This is a genomic window from Flavobacterium sp. UMI-01, assembly GCF_019656315.1.
GTDB lineage: Bacteria > Bacteroidota > Bacteroidia > Flavobacteriales > Flavobacteriaceae > Flavobacterium.
In genome coordinates this window covers 104,117-120,841 of sequence record NZ_BPLU01000019.1, presented here as the reverse complement: position 1 = coordinate 120,841, position 16,725 = coordinate 104,117, and the positions used below count along the sequence as shown (strand labels likewise).

At 35.3% G+C, this 16,725-nt stretch carries 10 protein-coding genes; 9 read left to right on the top strand and 1 reads right to left on the bottom strand.

Features of this window, described 5'->3' with window-relative positions:
- Window positions 1–110: 110 nt before the first annotated feature.
- The 6 genes from rpoB to K5R64_RS07850 all read left to right on the top strand — a co-directional run bounded on the left by rpoB (window position 111) and on the right by K5R64_RS07850 (window position 10,894).
- The gene (rpoB, locus tag K5R64_RS07875; RefSeq protein WP_220762449.1) at window positions 111–3,923 is read left to right on the top strand and encodes a DNA-directed RNA polymerase subunit beta; all 3,813 of its coding nucleotides are present in this window, start codon (window positions 111–113) and stop codon (window positions 3,921–3,923) included.
- A 310-nt stretch (window positions 3,924–4,233) separates the two neighbouring features.
- A complete protein-coding gene (gene rpoC, locus K5R64_RS07870) occupies window positions 4,234–8,541 on the top strand; it encodes a DNA-directed RNA polymerase subunit beta' (RefSeq protein ID WP_220762448.1) in 4,308 nt (1,435 codons plus the stop codon).
- 304 nt (window positions 8,542–8,845) lie between these two features.
- Window positions 8,846–9,145 (top strand): DUF3467 domain-containing protein, encoded by a 300-nt coding sequence (locus tag K5R64_RS07865; protein WP_220762446.1) that lies wholly within the window; start codon window positions 8,846–8,848, stop codon window positions 9,143–9,145.
- Between the two features lie 257 nt (window positions 9,146–9,402).
- Entirely contained in the window at window positions 9,403–9,753 is a 351-nt protein-coding gene (locus tag K5R64_RS07860; RefSeq protein ID WP_220762445.1) for a hypothetical protein, read from the top strand.
- Window positions 9,754–10,073: 320 nt separating this feature from the next.
- Complete coding sequence (locus tag K5R64_RS07855) at window positions 10,074–10,541, top strand: hypothetical protein (protein WP_220762444.1); 468 nt, start codon at window positions 10,074–10,076, stop codon at window positions 10,539–10,541.
- Window positions 10,535–10,894, top strand: a complete 360-nt coding sequence (locus tag K5R64_RS07850) for a T9SS type A sorting domain-containing protein (protein ID WP_220762443.1) — start codon at window positions 10,535–10,537, stop codon at window positions 10,892–10,894. The genes K5R64_RS07855 and K5R64_RS07850 overlap by 7 nt, the downstream gene beginning before the upstream one ends.
- 131 nt (window positions 10,895–11,025) lie before the next feature.
- Here K5R64_RS07850 and K5R64_RS07845 read toward each other — a convergent pair whose 3' ends face one another.
- Window positions 11,026–12,615 (bottom strand): peptide chain release factor 3, encoded by a 1,590-nt coding sequence (locus K5R64_RS07845; RefSeq protein WP_220762442.1) that lies wholly within the window; start codon window positions 12,613–12,615, stop codon window positions 11,026–11,028.
- A 468-nt stretch (window positions 12,616–13,083) separates the two neighbouring features.
- On the opposite strand from K5R64_RS07845, the gene K5R64_RS07840 reads away from it, so the two are divergent.
- The 3 genes from K5R64_RS07840 to K5R64_RS07830 all read left to right on the top strand — a co-directional run bounded on the left by K5R64_RS07840 (window position 13,084) and on the right by K5R64_RS07830 (window position 16,692).
- Window positions 13,084–13,665 carry a hypothetical protein gene (locus K5R64_RS07840; RefSeq protein WP_220762441.1) on the top strand — a complete coding sequence of 194 codons (582 nt, stop codon included), beginning with the start codon at window positions 13,084–13,086 and terminating at the stop codon, window positions 13,663–13,665.
- 586 nt (window positions 13,666–14,251) lie between these two features.
- On the top strand, window positions 14,252–15,661 hold the full coding sequence (locus K5R64_RS07835) for a peptidylprolyl isomerase (protein WP_220762440.1): 1,410 nt from the start codon (window positions 14,252–14,254) through the stop codon (window positions 15,659–15,661).
- A gap of 77 nt (window positions 15,662–15,738) precedes the next feature.
- Window positions 15,739–16,692 carry a MoxR family ATPase gene (locus K5R64_RS07830; protein WP_220762438.1) on the top strand — a complete coding sequence of 318 codons (954 nt, stop codon included), beginning with the start codon at window positions 15,739–15,741 and terminating at the stop codon, window positions 16,690–16,692.
- The last annotated feature ends 33 nt before the right edge of the window (window positions 16,693–16,725 follow it).

Below are 16,725 nucleotides of genomic sequence, written 5' to 3'. Positions count from 1 at the left end.
ATATTAGTTTAGTTTTTAAAGATGTATTGATTACAAAAAGGGAGTATATATTAAACAATGTGTTTTACACAAAAAAAACTACTTTTTTTTAATCAAAATTTTGTCCATTGATGATAACAAATCAGACTGAAAGATTGAATTTTGCCTCTACAAAAAATATACCTCAGTATCCAGACTTTTTGGATGTTCAGGTGAAATCTTTTCAAGATTTTTTTCAATTAGAAACTAAATCAGATGAAAGAGGCAACGAAGGTTTATACAATACCTTCATGGAAAACTTTCCAATTACAGATACAAGAAACAACTTTGTATTGGAATTCCTTGACTACTTTGTAGATCCACCACGTTACACTATTCAAGAATGTATTGAAAGAGGTCTAACGCATAGTGTGCCTTTAAAAGCAAGGTTGAAACTATATTGTACAGACCCAGAACATGAAGATTTTGAAACTATTGTTCAAGATGTTTATCTTGGTACAATTCCTTACATGACACCAAGTGGTACTTTTGTTATCAATGGTGCAGAACGTGTTGTAGTTTCTCAATTACATAGATCTCCAGGGGTTTTCTTTGGACAGTCTTTCCACGCTAATGGGACAAAATTATATTCTGCCAGAGTAATTCCTTTTAAAGGTTCTTGGATAGAATTTTCAACAGATATTAACAGCGTGATGTACGCGTATATCGACAGAAAGAAAAAATTACCTGTAACTACTTTATTCCGCGCTATTGGTTTTGAAAGAGATAAGGATATCCTTGAGATTTTCGACTTAGCTGAAGAAATTAAAGTTTCGAAAACAGGTCTTAAAAAATATATCGGTAGAAAATTAGCTGCTCGTGTATTGAATACATGGCATGAAGATTTCGTAGATGAGGATACTGGAGAGGTAGTTTCTATCGAACGTAACGAGATTATTCTTGACCGTGACACGATTATCGATAAAGATAATGTGGAAGAGATTATCGAGTCTAACGTAAAATCTATTTTGTTACACAAAGAGGATGCTAATCAAGCCGATTATGCCATCATTCATAATACGTTACAAAAAGACCCAACAAACTCTGAAAAAGAAGCTGTTGAGCATATCTACAGACAATTGCGTAACGCAGAACCGCCTGATGAAGAAACTGCTCGTGGTATTATAGATAAATTGTTCTTCTCTGACCAACGTTACAACTTAGGTGAAGTAGGTCGTTACAGAATGAACAAAAAACTTGGTTTAGATATCCCAATGGAAAAGCAAGTACTTACCAAAGAAGATATCATTACTATCGTGAAGTATTTAATTGAGTTGATAAACGCAAAAGCGGATATCGATGATATTGACCACTTATCAAACCGTCGTGTTCGTACAGTTGGTGAACAATTGTCACAACAATTCGGTGTTGGTTTAGCACGTATGGCGAGAACTATTCGTGAGAGAATGAACGTTAGAGATAACGAGGTGTTTACACCAATTGATTTGATTAATGCGAAAACATTATCATCAGTTATCAACTCTTTCTTTGGTACGAACCAGTTGTCTCAATTTATGGATCAAACGAATCCATTAGCTGAGATTACGCACAAAAGAAGATTATCTGCACTTGGACCAGGTGGACTTTCAAGAGAGAGAGCTGGATTTGAGGTTCGTGACGTTCACTATACACACTACGGACGTTTATGTCCTATTGAAACTCCAGAGGGACCAAACATCGGTTTGATTTCATCTCTAGGTGTGTATGCTAAAGTAAACGGAATGGGATTCATTGAAACACCTTATCGTAAAGTAACTGAAGGTGTTGTTGATTTAGTTTCTGAGCCTACTTACTTAAGTGCTGAGGAAGAAGAAGGTATGATGATTGCTCAAGCAAACATCGAGATGGATAATTCAGGTAAAATTACTGCTGATAATGTAATTGCTCGTGAAGAGGGAGATTTCCCAGTTGTTTCTCCATCTCAAGTGCATTATACTGACGTGGCACCTAACCAAATTGCTTCGATTTCTGCCTCTTTGATTCCTTTCTTGGAGCATGATGATGCGAACCGTGCATTGATGGGATCTAACATGATGCGTCAGGCCGTTCCATTGATACGTCCAGAAGCTCCAATTGTAGGTACTGGTTTAGAGCGTCAAGTAGCTTCTGACTCTAGAGTATTAATCAATGCTGAAGGGCATGGTACTGTAGAATATGTAGATGCTAATATCATTACTATCAAATACGATCGTTCTGAGGAAGAAAGAATGGTAAGTTTTGATGCTGATGAAAAGACATATAATTTAATTAAATTCAGAAAAACAAACCAAGGAACAAGTATCAACTTGAAGCCTATCGTAAGAAAAGGGGATAGAGTAGTTCCAGGACAAGTATTGTCAGAAGGGTATGCGACTGAGAATGGTGAATTGGCTTTAGGTAGAAACCTTAAAGTTGCGTTCATGCCATGGAAAGGATACAACTTCGAGGATGCGATTGTAATTTCTGAAAAAGTAGTTCGTGATGATATCTTTACTTCAATCCACGTTGACGATTACTCATTAGAAGTAAGAGATACGAAATTGGGTAACGAAGAATTAACGAATGATATTCCTAACGTTTCAGAAGAGGCTACTAAAGACTTGGATGAAAATGGTATGATTAGAATTGGTGCTGAGGTTAAACCTGGCGATATTTTGATTGGTAAAATTACACCTAAAGGAGAATCTGATCCTACTCCAGAAGAGAAACTTTTAAGAGCCATCTTTGGGGATAAAGCAGGTGATGTGAAAGATGCTTCATTGAAAGCTTCTCCATCTTTACACGGTGTGGTTTTAGATAAAAAATTATTTGCAAGAGCTGTAAAAGACAAACGCAAACGTACTCAAGATAAAGATGCTTTAGGAGCATTGGAAATGGAGTTTGAAGTTAAATTTACAGAGTTAAAAGATAAGTTAATTGAAAAACTTTTCTTAATCGTAAACGGAAAAACATCACAAGGTGTAATGAACGATTTGGGTGAAGAAGTTTTACCAAAAGGTAAAAAATATACTCAAAAAATGCTTTACGCTGTCGAAGATTTTGCTCACTTAAGCAAAGGACAATGGGTAGCTGATGATGCAACTAATAAAATGGTTAATGATTTGATTCATAACTATAAAATTAAGTTGAACGATTTACAAGGAGCGTTAAGAAGAGAGAAATTCACGATTACTGTTGGAGACGAATTGCCTTCAGGTATCTTGAAATTAGCTAAAGTATATATTGCTAAGAAACGTAAGTTAAAAGTAGGGGATAAGATGGCTGGACGTCACGGTAACAAAGGTATTGTTGCAAGAATCGTTCGTCACGAAGATATGCCTTTCTTAGAAGACGGAACACCAGTAGATATCGTATTGAATCCACTAGGGGTACCATCTCGTATGAACATTGGTCAGATTTATGAAACGGTTCTTGGATGGGCTGGTCAAAAATTAGGTAAAAAGTTTGCTACGCCAATTTTTGATGGAGCTACATTAGACCAAATTAATGAATTGACTGATGAAGCAGGAATCCCAAGATTTGGACATACGTACTTATATGACGGAGGAACAGGAGAGCGTTTCCATCAGCCAGCAACCGTTGGAGTTATCTATATGTTGAAACTAGGACACATGGTTGATGATAAGATGCACGCACGTTCTATTGGTCCATACTCGTTGATTACACAACAACCACTTGGAGGTAAAGCTCAATTTGGAGGTCAACGTTTTGGAGAGATGGAGGTTTGGGCATTGGAGGCTTATGGAGCTTCTAGTACACTTCGTGAAATCTTAACAGTAAAATCTGATGATGTTATTGGTAGAGCTAAAACATACGAAGCTATCGTAAAAGGTGAAACGATGCCAGAACCAGGATTGCCAGAATCATTCAATGTATTGATGCATGAATTGAAAGGTCTAGGTTTAGATATCAGATTAGAAGAATAAGACTTAGTATTCAGTGTTCAGTTTTTAGTGTTCAGTTCTTAACTGAAAACTCAAAAACAGAATACTGAACACTTTTTTATAATTAGTTTTCAAGATTTATACCCGTAAACCGTTCCGATTTTTTATACAAACCAAGAGGTTTTATAACTAGCACTTTAACGGGATGTTAAAGTTTAGAGAAGTAATTCGAGGATAGAGATGTTGCATTGCAACGTCTGTACAGATCGCAAAGCAACTTCAATAGAGATTAAGCAATGTAACGTCTGTACAAAATCAATTTTTAATTGCAAATAAATCAATAGTAAAAACTATGATGAATAATAGAAACAATAAAGAGAAAAACCAAGTAAAAAGGTTTGACAAAATTTCGATAGGATTAGCGTCTCCTGAATCTATCTTGAAAGAATCAAGAGGTGAGGTGTTGAAACCTGAAACTATCAATTATAGAACGCACAAACCAGAACGTGACGGTCTTTTCTGCGAAAGAATTTTTGGTCCAGTAAAAGATTTTGAATGTGCTTGTGGAAAATACAAAAGAATCCGTTACAAAGGAATCATTTGTGATAGATGTGGGGTAGAAGTTACTGAGAAAAAAGTACGTAGAGATAGAGTAGGTCACATCAACTTGGTAGTGCCAATTGCACACATTTGGTATTTCCGTTCTCTTCCTAATAAAATTGGTTACATTTTAGGTCTTCCGTCTAAGAAATTAGACATGATTATCTATTATGAAAGATATGTAGTAATTCAACCAGGTATTGCTAAAAATGCTGATGGTGAGCCAATCCAACGATTGGATTTCCTAACTGAAGAGGAGTACTTGAATATCTTGGATACACTTCCTCAAGATAATCAATATTTGGATGATTTTGATCCTAATAAATTTGTTGCCAAAATGGGAGCAGAATGTATTATGGATTTATTGGCAAGAATTGATTTGGATGCTTTGTCATACGAATTAAGACATAGTGCTAACAACGAAACATCTAAACAACGTAAAACAGAAGCGTTAAAGAGACTACAAGTGGTGGAATCTTTCCGTGAGTCTAACGAAAACCGCGAAAACCGTCCTGAGTGGATGATTATGAAAGTGGTTCCAGTTATTCCACCTGAATTACGTCCGCTTGTGCCACTTGATGGTGGTCGTTTCGCTACTTCAGATTTGAATGACTTATACCGTCGTGTAATCATCCGTAACAACCGTTTAAAAAGATTGATGGAGATTAAAGCTCCTGAAGTAATCTTGAGAAACGAAAAACGTATGTTGCAAGAATCGGTAGATTCATTATTTGATAACACGCGTAAAGCTTCTGCTGTTAAAACAGAATCTAACAGGCCCTTAAAATCATTATCGGATTCCTTAAAAGGTAAGCAAGGACGTTTCCGTCAAAACTTACTTGGAAAACGTGTGGATTATTCTGCTCGTTCGGTAATTGTCGTTGGACCAGAACTAAAATTATTCGAATGCGGATTGCCAAAAGATATGGCAGCTGAATTATACAAACCTTTTGTTATTCGTAAATTAATCGAAAGAGGAATTGTTAAAACAGTTAAATCGGCTAAGAAAATCATCGATAAAAAAGAGCCAGTAGTTTGGGATATTCTTGAAAATGTAATCAAAGGACACCCAGTATTGCTGAACCGTGCTCCGACTTTGCACCGTTTGGGTATTCAAGCTTTCCAACCAAAATTAATTGAAGGAAAAGCAATCCAATTGCACCCATTGGTATGTACGGCATTCAACGCGGATTTTGATGGTGACCAGATGGCAGTTCACTTGCCATTAGGACCAGAAGCAATCCTTGAAGCCCAATTATTGATGCTTGCTTCTCACAATATCTTGAACCCTGCTAATGGTGCTCCTATTACAGTACCTTCTCAGGACATGGTTTTGGGTCTATACTATATGACCAAAGAACGTTTGTCAACTCCTGAAAAGAAAATCTTAGGAGAAGGATTGACTTTCTATTCTGCTGAAGAAGTAAATATTGCCTTAAATGAAGGTAGATTAGAATTGAATGCTCGAGTGAAAATTAGAGCGAAAGATTTTAATGAAAATGGAGAATTAGTTTATAAAATTATCCAAACAACAGCGGGACGTGTATTATTTAACGAAGTAGTACCAGAAGCTGCAGGATATATCAATGATGTATTAACTAAGAAAAACTTAAGAGATATTATCGGTCACGTATTGAATTCAACAAGTGTGCCTGAAACGGCTGCTTTCTTGGATAATATGAAAGATATGGGGTATAAATTCGCATTCCGTGGTGGATTATCATTCTCATTAGGTGATATTAGAATTCCAGAGCAAAAAACACAATTGATTGCTGATGCAAGAGAGCAAGTAGAAGGAATTTCTGCTAACTATAACATGGGTCTTATTACTAACAATGAGCGTTACAACCAAGTTATTGATGTATGGACTTCTGCCAATGCACAATTGACAGAATTAGCAATGAAAAACATTAGAGAAGACCAACAAGGTTTCAACTCTGTGTATATGATGCTTGATTCTGGAGCTCGTGGATCTAAAGAGCAAATTCGTCAGTTAACTGGTATGCGTGGTTTGATGGCTAAGCCTAAAAAATCGACTGCTGGTGGTGGAGAAATTATTGAAAACCCGATTCTTTCGAACTTTAAGGAAGGTCTTTCTATCCTTGAGTACTTTATCTCTACGCACGGTGCACGTAAAGGTCTTGCGGATACGGCTCTTAAAACGGCCGATGCGGGTTACTTGACACGTCGTTTGCATGACGTTTCTCAAGATGTAATCGTAAACATCGAAGATTGTGGTACCTTAAGAGGTGTTGAAGTTTCTGCACTGAAAAAGAATGAAGAAATTGTTGAATCACTTGGTGAAAGAATCTTAGGACGTGTAGCGTTACAAGATGTCATCAACCCATTGACAAATGAAGTATTAGTAGCTTCTGGTGATCAAATTACAGAATCTATAGTGAAGGCTATCGAAGCTTCTCCTTTAGAAAAAGTTGAAGTTCGTTCTCCATTAACTTGTGAGGCATTAAAAGGAATCTGTGCTAAATGTTACGGTCGTAACTTGGCTACAGGAAAAATGACTCAAAGAGGTGAGGCTGTAGGTGTAATTGCTGCACAGTCTATTGGTGAGCCAGGTACACAGTTAACACTTCGTACGTTCCACGTTGGAGGGGTTGCAGGAGGTATTTCTGAAGAATCTAGTATCATTGCTAAATTCCCAGGAAAATTAGAAGTGGAAGATTTAAAAACAGTTAAAGGAGAAGATCACGAAGGAAATGAAGTGGACATCGTTGTTTCTCGTTCAACAGAATTAAAATTGGTTGACGAAAAAACGGGTATTGTTTTAAATACACATAATATTCCTTATGGTTCTAGTATCTTTGTTAAAGATGGTCAATCTATCGGGAAAGGTGATGTAATCTGTAAATGGGATCCTTATAATGGGGTAATTGTTTCTGAATTTACAGGTAAAATTGCTTACGAAGATTTAGAGCAAGGTCAATCGTTCATGGTTGAAATCGATGAGCAAACTGGATTCCAAGAGAAAGTGATTTCTGAGTCAAGAAATAAAAAATTAATTCCTACTTTATTAGTTTATGGTAATGATGGTGAATTGATTCGTTCGTATAACTTACCAGTTGGAGCCCACTTGATGGTTGAAAATGGTGAGAAAATTAAAGCAGGTAAGGTATTGGTTAAAATTCCACGTCGTTCTTCTAAATCAGGAGATATTACAGGAGGTTTACCAAGAATTACCGAGTTGTTAGAAGCTCGTAACCCTTCGAACCCAGCTGTAGTTTCTGAAATTGACGGTGTTGTTTCTTTTGGTAAAATCAAAAGAGGTAACCGTGAGATTATCATCGAATCTAAATTTGGTGAAGTGAAGAAATACTTAGTGAAATTGTCTAGCCAAATTCTAGTACAAGAAAATGACTTCGTAAGAGCAGGTTCTCCTTTATCTGATGGAGCAATTACACCTGATGATATCTTGAGAATTCAAGGGCCATCAGCTGTACAACAATACTTGGTGAACGAAATCCAAGAAGTGTACCGTTTGCAAGGGGTAAAAATCAATGACAAACACTTTGAAGTTGTTATCCGTCAAATGATGCGTAAAGTACAAGTACAAGATCCAGGAGATACATTGTTCTTAGAAGATCAATTGATTCATACAAAAGATTTTATTGTTGAAAACGATAAATTGTACGGTATGAAAGTGGTTGAAGATGCTGGAGATTCAGCTAACTTGAAAGAAGGTCAAATCGTGACACCACGTCAATTGAGAGATGAGAACTCATTATTGAAACGTTCTGATAAAAACCTTGTTGTGGCTCGTGATGTTATTACGGCAACTGCTACTCCAGTACTTCAAGGTATTACAAGAGCATCGCTTCAAACGAAATCGTTCATCTCTGCTGCATCTTTCCAAGAAACCACTAAAGTATTGAATGAAGCTGCTGTAGCAGGTAAAATTGATTACTTAGAAGGATTGAAAGAAAATGTAATTGTAGGACACAGAATTCCTGCAGGTACAGGTATGAGAGAGTATGACAATGCTATTGTAGGATCTAAAGAAGATTATAACGACATGATGGCAAACAAAGAAGAGTATATTTACTAAAATAAATATTTTTCAAATTAAAAAAATAGAAAGATTACCTCGTGTAGTCTTTCTATTTTTGTTTTAAGGAGATTCGTGTAGTAAGTGTTGGGCTGTATCGATTTAAGATGTGAACTATTTTTTATTGTTTCAGTTGTTCTTTTTTCTTTGATAAGAATAAATTTAATCACATATTTGTTTCATAGTAAAAGGAGGCTCCTTTCGAGTTTAGGGTCATTTTTAAATGATGTAAATTAAGAAAGAATTTTTTTTTTTGAAATAAAAATGGAGCTGCTCTAATTTAACAATCTTAAAATAACAAGTTATGAAAGAACAAGAACAAATTAATATCGAATTAGACGAAAAAACAGCAGAAGGGATTTATTCCAATTTGGCTATCATTAATCATTCTTCCTCAGAGTTTGTATTAGACTTTGTGAGTATAATGCCTGGCATTCCCAAAGCAAAGGTGAAATCTCGAATTGTATTGACACCACAACATGCTAAAAGACTACTAAAAGCGATAGGAGAAAATATTTACCGTTTTGAAAGTACCCACGGTGAAATAAAAGATACCGAACAGGCACCCATTCCGCTTAATTTTGGACCAGCTGGACAAGCTTAGATTTTAAATAGTGTCTGAAAATATAGTCTTTCTTAGGTTGAACAAAATTGATAGTATATGATGAAGTCATTTGTTACTTTAGTTGTTTTGTTAAGAGTTACATGGTCTTGTTTTAGATACTCTTTATTTAGATTTTAGCTTTCCTAAATAACTTATTTCGTGTGTTATCGAGTTTACATGTTGTTTATCGAATATTTTTTTTATCCCTATGATGTTGCTGTAGCTTTGTTTCATAATCAAAGAACAACAACAAAAAGATGGAAAGATTTACAAAGAATAACAGCATAAAACAAGGAATTAGTAAAATGGTTTACTTGTTCGTTTTCATGTTTTCTTTAGTTGCTTACAGTCAATCTAATGATACCAACTCATTGACAGATGTAGCGGAACCTATTTCTAAATCGGCTCAAGCTACAACTTCAAAATCTTCCAGTATGGAATTTGTTTTATGGTTCATGGGGTCAAAACAAAATCCTAATACAACAATATCTTCTGAAAGTAACACAAGTACTAGAAATCAAATTATCAATTCAGGATTAGCACCAAATCGTTTGTTGATTAAAGCTTTCTTGAAAAAAGCAGTTAATTTTGAAACAGCTACAGTTTAAGTAAAAAATAAAATCCAATCTAACGCCAATTTATTTCTCAGTAAGTTGGCGTTTTTTTGTGCGAAAACATTTTTTTTTTTGATTTAATGGAAGTTTATTTTTAACAACTTTGTAATCGATTGCATAATTTTTGCTCTTTTTGATGTTTTGCTGTTTTATTTTAATTTTTATAGGTTATCAAATAACTCACGTTGCTTTTTTAATAATAATTACTTTTGGATAATTAATATCCTAAAATCTTAATAGATAGAATAATAGGAATATTTATATTTGTGTAATCGATTACATAGTGTAATCGATTGTAATTAAAAAATAGAGTTATGAAAAAAAAATTACTTTTATTCGTTTTACCAATGCTTTTTATAACATTGGTCGTTAATGCTCAAGGCAAAGATTGGAATTTTACCACTCATGCTACAATAAAAAATGGTAAAGCAGCTTCCACCACAGAAGAAGTTATTGACCAGTTGGGTTTCTTTCCGGGAACAGGAATTTCAAATTTTGGTTTAGTCACTTCGTCCAATCAAGTTTTTCCTGGTGATGCGACTACCTATTCAGGTCGTTTACAATCTAATGGTTCAGGTGGAGTTTCAACAGCTTCTAATCCGTATTTACCTATTCAACGCTATTTGTATTTTCATGTTGATGGGGATTGCACCGTAATTTTATATGCTAAAACCGCTAGTAATGGTGCGACGCGAACTGCTTACATTACAAATGGTCTTCTTTGCTTACCAATGGTTCCGGGACAACTAATAGCGGGGGTTCAGGAGATGCCATTGTGGTGACAGCTTCATATACTTATAATACAGCTAATAATGGTAAAATCTATATTTATGGACATGATAATGGATTCAATTATTATAGAATTCAGGTAATAGGCGCGAATGTTTTGAATATTTCTTTAGATACAAAAGAGCTTAAAGCGGAAGCTACTGCGAATATTTTTTCTGATGGAAACCTTGTCTCGGTTGCCAATGTTAAATCCAATACGATAATTTTTGTGTATGGGGTTTTAGGAAACCTCGTAAAAACAGTAAATACAACTACCGATACTTCTTTTAATCTTCCTAACGGAATGTACGTAGCTAAAGTGAAATCAGCTGAAGGTGAAAAATCAGTTAAATTATTGATTCATTAAATCGTGCTATTTTTAAAAAAAACGCCAATTTGAATTTTCAAATTGGCGTTTTGCTTTGGTGTAAATTAAATTAGCATTAATATAAAATTCACAGATTCAAATGCAATTTGCGAATCTGCGGTTATTTCAACTTAATCAAATTCCGAAGTAAAGAACAGCTTCACCGTTGGGTATTTGGTTTGGGTCATCTGAATCGTAAAATCCGAATCGGCTAAGAAAACCAACTGGCCGTATTTGTCTTTGGCCAAGAATTTTTGTTTGATACGTTTGAATTCTTTGAATTCTTCATTCTTAGCATCATCAGGTTTTACCCAACACGCCTTGTGAACAGGGAAGTTTTCATACGTACATTTTGCTCCGTATTCATGCTCTAAACGGTACTGAATTACCTCATATTGCAGGGCTCCAACGGTTCCAATCACCTTACGGTTGTTCATTTCAAGTGTAAACAACTGCGCTACTCCTTCATCCATCAACTGATCCACTCCTTTGTCTAGCTGCTTCGCTTTCATTGGGTCGGCGTTATTGATGTATCTAAAGTGCTCTGGTGAGAAACTCGGAATTCCTTTGAAACTCATCAATTCCCCTTCAGTCAGGGTATCACCAATTTTAAAGTTCCCCGTATCGTGCAATCCTACAATGTCTCCAGGATACGAAATATCCACGATTTCCTTTTTTTCTGCAAAAAAGGCATTCGGACTCGAAAATTTTAAATTTTTCTTTTGGCGCACATGGTAATAGGGTTTGTTACGCTCAAAAGTTCCCGATACAATCTTGATAAACGCCAAACGGTCACGGTGTTTTGGATCCATATTCGCATGGATTTTAAACACAAACCCCGTCATTTTAGTTTCATCAGGAGCCACTAAGCGCGTTTCAGAATCTTTAGGTCTTGGTGAAGGGGCAATAGCAATAAAGCAATCCAGCAACTCACGGACCCCAAAATTATTCAAAGCCGAACCAAAAAATACCGGTTGCAGTTTTCCGTCCAAATATTCCTGACGGTCAAACGGAGGATAAACTTCATCAATCAATTCCAATTCTTCACGCAATCTTGCGGCAGGTTTTTCGCCAATGATTTTTTCTAATTCAGGACTTTGAACGTCCGAGAAAGCAATTGTTTCCTCGATATTCTTGCGGCTATCACCACTAAATAAGTTGATGTTTTGCTCCCACATATTGTAAATCCCCTGAAAATCGTACCCCATACCAATAGGGAAACTCAACGGCGTTACTTTCAAGCCTAATTTTTGTTCCACCTCGTCCATCAAGTCAAAGGCATCTTTACCCTCACGATCCAGTTTGTTGATGAAAACAATAATCGGAATGTTACGCATTCTACAAACCGAAACTAGTTTTTCCGTTTGTTCCTCAACCCCTTTGGCAACGTCAATCACCACAATCACACTATCCACCGCCGTCAGCGTTCTAAAAGTGTCCTCGGCAAAATCCTTGTGTCCAGGAGTATCCAGAATGTTAATTTTCTTCTCTTTATAGTTAAAAGCTAAGACCGAGGTAGAAACCGAAATCCCTCTTTGGCGTTCGATTTCCATAAAGTCACTCGTTGCGCCTTTCTTGATTTTGTTGTTTTTCACGGCACCCGCCTCCTGAATCGCCCCTCCAAAGAGTAGTAATTTCTCTGTTAACGTGGTTTTACCAGCATCGGGATGCGAAATGATTCCGAACGTTCTCCTTTTTTGTATTTCTTCTAAAAAGCTCATATATAATTCTAAATGGTCTGCAAAAGTACTAATTCTATACCCGATTTAAAAACAAAGCCCAATTCTTTTATAACCCACTGTTTTAATTGTTTTTTAGGAGCAGAAACTTCTCGTTTTTCAAGAACATTTCGTCCTGCTCTCCGCTATATCTTTTTTTATTTCACCCTGTCAGGGTTTTAAACCCTGACAGGGTGAAATAAAAAAAAGGATGCCGCTTCGATCAGGGCTAAGAGGGACGTTTTGTTTTTTATAGTATGATTCAATAGGAATTCGTATAATAATGAGTACTATTTTAGATCGACTCTATAATTATTAATACTTTTAGATTTGTAGGAAAAAAAATAATATATTTGGAATAAAATATAAGGATGAAGTGTCATAAATTTATTTATTCATAATTAAGTGAGTTATGATTGTTTTGTGGTACATATATAAACGTTGGTAGCAATTCAAAAAAAAAAATTCACTATGATAAAACTTTTTAGTGCTCAAGGAAGCAGTATAATTATAGATGTATTTAGCTTTATGGTTCCTTTTTTTTTAGGTCTTTTTTCATCAATGATAACTGATAATATTAAAGAATCAAAAAAGAAAAAAAGGAATAAGGTATTTATTAAGAGTTACTTAAGAAATACGATTCTTGCTGAGTTGCCTAAGATTGAATTAGCATTCCAAGATATAAAATTTTCAATTGAAAATTATTCAGACGAATATTTTAAATTACCTGTTTTTGAGGGTTTTAATTCAAATGTTTTAAAAGGTATTGAACCTGTTGAGTATTTTGATACTTTTAAAAAAAAGTATACAATTCTTAATGAGATAATATCTACAATAGATTTTTTAAGTAGCAATTTGCCTATGAAAATTAATGATGATTATTATGATAAAATTAATGATCATTTGAAAGAACAAAATAAAATAGGAGATTTAGAGCATGAAAAAAGTTGCAACTTTTGTATTGATGTCAAAAATAGAACTCTAGCGATAATTGAAATCAGACTAAATGAAATTCAAGAATTAAATAAAAAAATAGAAGCTATTTTAAAGTGAAGTTTCGATTACAACTAGAACCTACTTAACCTCATTGGTGCTCGTCTGCGACGAGTACCTACTTACATTTTAAAATAAATCGTAGCGTTTGCAAGGCGATTATTCGAAGTTGATATTTTTTGATTTTAATATCAGGATACTTAAAAACCTTGTCGAGCTTCTTGCGGAGATTCCTACGGAATGACAAGATTGGGGTTAGGGTTGCTCTAAAATTTTGTGGTACTCTTTGTGAGTCTCTGTGTTTTTTCTTTGTGCATCTTTGTGGAATAATAACCATGCGCTGTTAATAAGCGATAAGCGGTAAAGAAAAATCCGTTTCATCCGCGTCCCAACGCTTTTTTTCTAGCGGGGCACCCCCAAATAATTTCCGTAGATAATATTTTGTTAATAGTAAGGGCTAAACTTGTAATATGTAGATGAATTGTTATTTTTGTTCGTTTTAAACATTTGCCAGTCTATAAATTTTTATTTACTGCAACTTATCACGTATATTTGGACGCGATAGCGAAAATTGATAAAAAAAGCGAAGATCAAATTTGGTTTCGCTACCCCTTTAATATTAAATAGGTCAACTAAAATACTACGAATGAAATTTGTAAATACTAAAAATGTTTTTTTGTTTTTCTTGATGTTGTTGTCAAGTTTTGGAATCAGTGCGCAGGAAATCATTAAAGATGCCGAACCAGTGGTAAGTAACGTGCCTGCAACAGGAAGGCAAAAAATTGACGGTATTATTGCGACGGTAGGGGATTACATTGTTTTGGATTCGGATATTGATAAGATGTTTTTAGAGCTTTCAAGTCAAGGAAATTCTATCAAGGACATTACCCGTTGTCAAATGTTAGGGAAATTGTTAGAAGACAAATTGTATGCGCATCAAGCCATTCAGGATAGTATCAAGGTAACAGATGCCGAGGTGAAAGGGATGATGGATGAGCGTTTGAATTATATGGTGGAACAAATTGGTTCTATCGAAAAAGTAGCGGAATATTATAAGAAAGAGTCGGTAGAAGAATTCAAAACGTACTTCTTTGATATTTTGAAAGAAAACAAACTGACCTCTGAAATGCAAAAGAAAATCGTAGATGCGGTTGAGATTACTCCTGAGGAGGTGCGTAATTTTTTCAAAAAAATACCTAAAGAGGAATTGCCTCTTTTTGGCGCAGAGATGGAAGTCGCACAGATTGTAGTTACTCCTAAAGTTTCGGATGCTGATAAGAAAAAAGTAATTGATAAACTCAACGAATTCAAAAAAGAAATTCAGGAAGGGCAATCAAGTTTTGCAACCAAGGCAGTGTTGTATTCTCAAGACCCGGGTTCTAGGTCAAGTGGTGGCTTTTATAAAATGAATCGTAAAACCCCATTTGTGAAGGAGTTCAAAGATGTGGCTTTTTCTTTGAAAGAAGGCGAAATTTCAGCGCCTTTTGAAACAGAGTTTGGATTTCATATTATTTATGTTGAAAAAATAAAAGGACAAGAACTGGAATTGCGTCATATTTTGCTTGCGCCTACAGTGACCAAAGCTTCTTTGGATGAAGCCAAAGAAAAAATCACGTTGATTAGAAAAAGAATTCTAGATAAGGAAATTACGTTTGCAGATGCCGCCAGAAGCATGTCAGACGAAAAAGAAACTAGAGCCAATGGTGGGGTGTTAATCAATCCACAAACCCAAGACACTCGTTTTGAGTTGACCAAAATGGATCCGGTTTTATATGGTCAGGTGTCTAACTTAAAAGACAATGAAATTTCCCTTCCTATTTTGGATGAAGAAAAACAAGGGAAGAAAAAATATAAAATTGTTACTGTGACCAACAGAATCAACGAACACGTTGCAGATTACGCCAAAGATTACATCAAAATCAAAGATTTGGCCTTGAAAGAAAAACAAATCAAAGCCATCGGGAAATGGTTTGACGAGAAAATCAAAGAAACCTATATTAAAATTATTGGAGAATACAGGGATTGTGACTTTACGAACAATTGGTTGAAAAAATAATTTTTACGAAATAAATAAAAAGAGTTAGTTTTATGATTTAATAACACTAACTCTTTTTTAATTTAAAAAATATTCAAATGTCTGATGTAGCTGCCATTCATAATTTAGTTCAAAAGCGAAACGAATTAAAAAAGGAAATTGCAAAAGTAATTGTAGGTCAAGATGAAGTAGTGGATCAAATACTGATTTGCATTTTCTCTGGAGGACATGCTTTATTAGTGGGGGTTCCTGGTTTGGCCAAGACTTTGATGATAAATACGCTTTCTCGCGCTTTAGGTTTGGATTTTAAAAGAATTCAATTTACACCAGATTTAATGCCTTCGGATATTTTAGGGAGCGAAATTCTGGATGAAAACCGCCAATTTAAATTTATAAAAGGTCCTGTGTTTTCGAATATCATATTGGCAGACGAAATTAACAGAACACCTCCTAAAACACAAGCCGCTTTGCTAGAAGCGATGCAAGAGCGCTCTGTAACCATAGCGGGACATCATTATCAATTGGCTTTGCCCTATTTTGTTTTAGCAACTCAAAATCCTATTGAGCAAGAAGGAACTTATCCTTTGCCTGAAGCACAATTAGACCGTTTTATGTTTGCTGTAAAATTGGATTATCCTACTTTTGATGAAGAGGTAGAAGTGGTCAAAAGAACAACTACAGATGTAGTTAAAGAAATAATGCCTTTGTTTGCAGCACAAGAAATTATCGATTTTCAACAACTTATACGACGTATTCCTGTAGCAGATAATGTAATTGAATACGCAGTGAAACTAGTCGGTAAAACGAGACCAAAAGGGGATTTGTCCGATGCTTACGTAAAAACGTATTTGGATTGGGGAGCAGGTCCTAGAGCTTCGCAAAATTTAATTTTGGCAGCAAAAACTCATGCCGCTTTTCATGGGAAGTTTTCACCAGATATTGAAGATGTTAAGGCAGTAGCAGTAGGAGTCTTGCGTCATCGTATCATTAAGAACTATAAAGCAGACGCAGAAGGAATTACCGAAGAAATGATAATAGAAAAGTTAGTTTAATCTGAAATTGATAGTTTTTTGTTGTATTTTGAT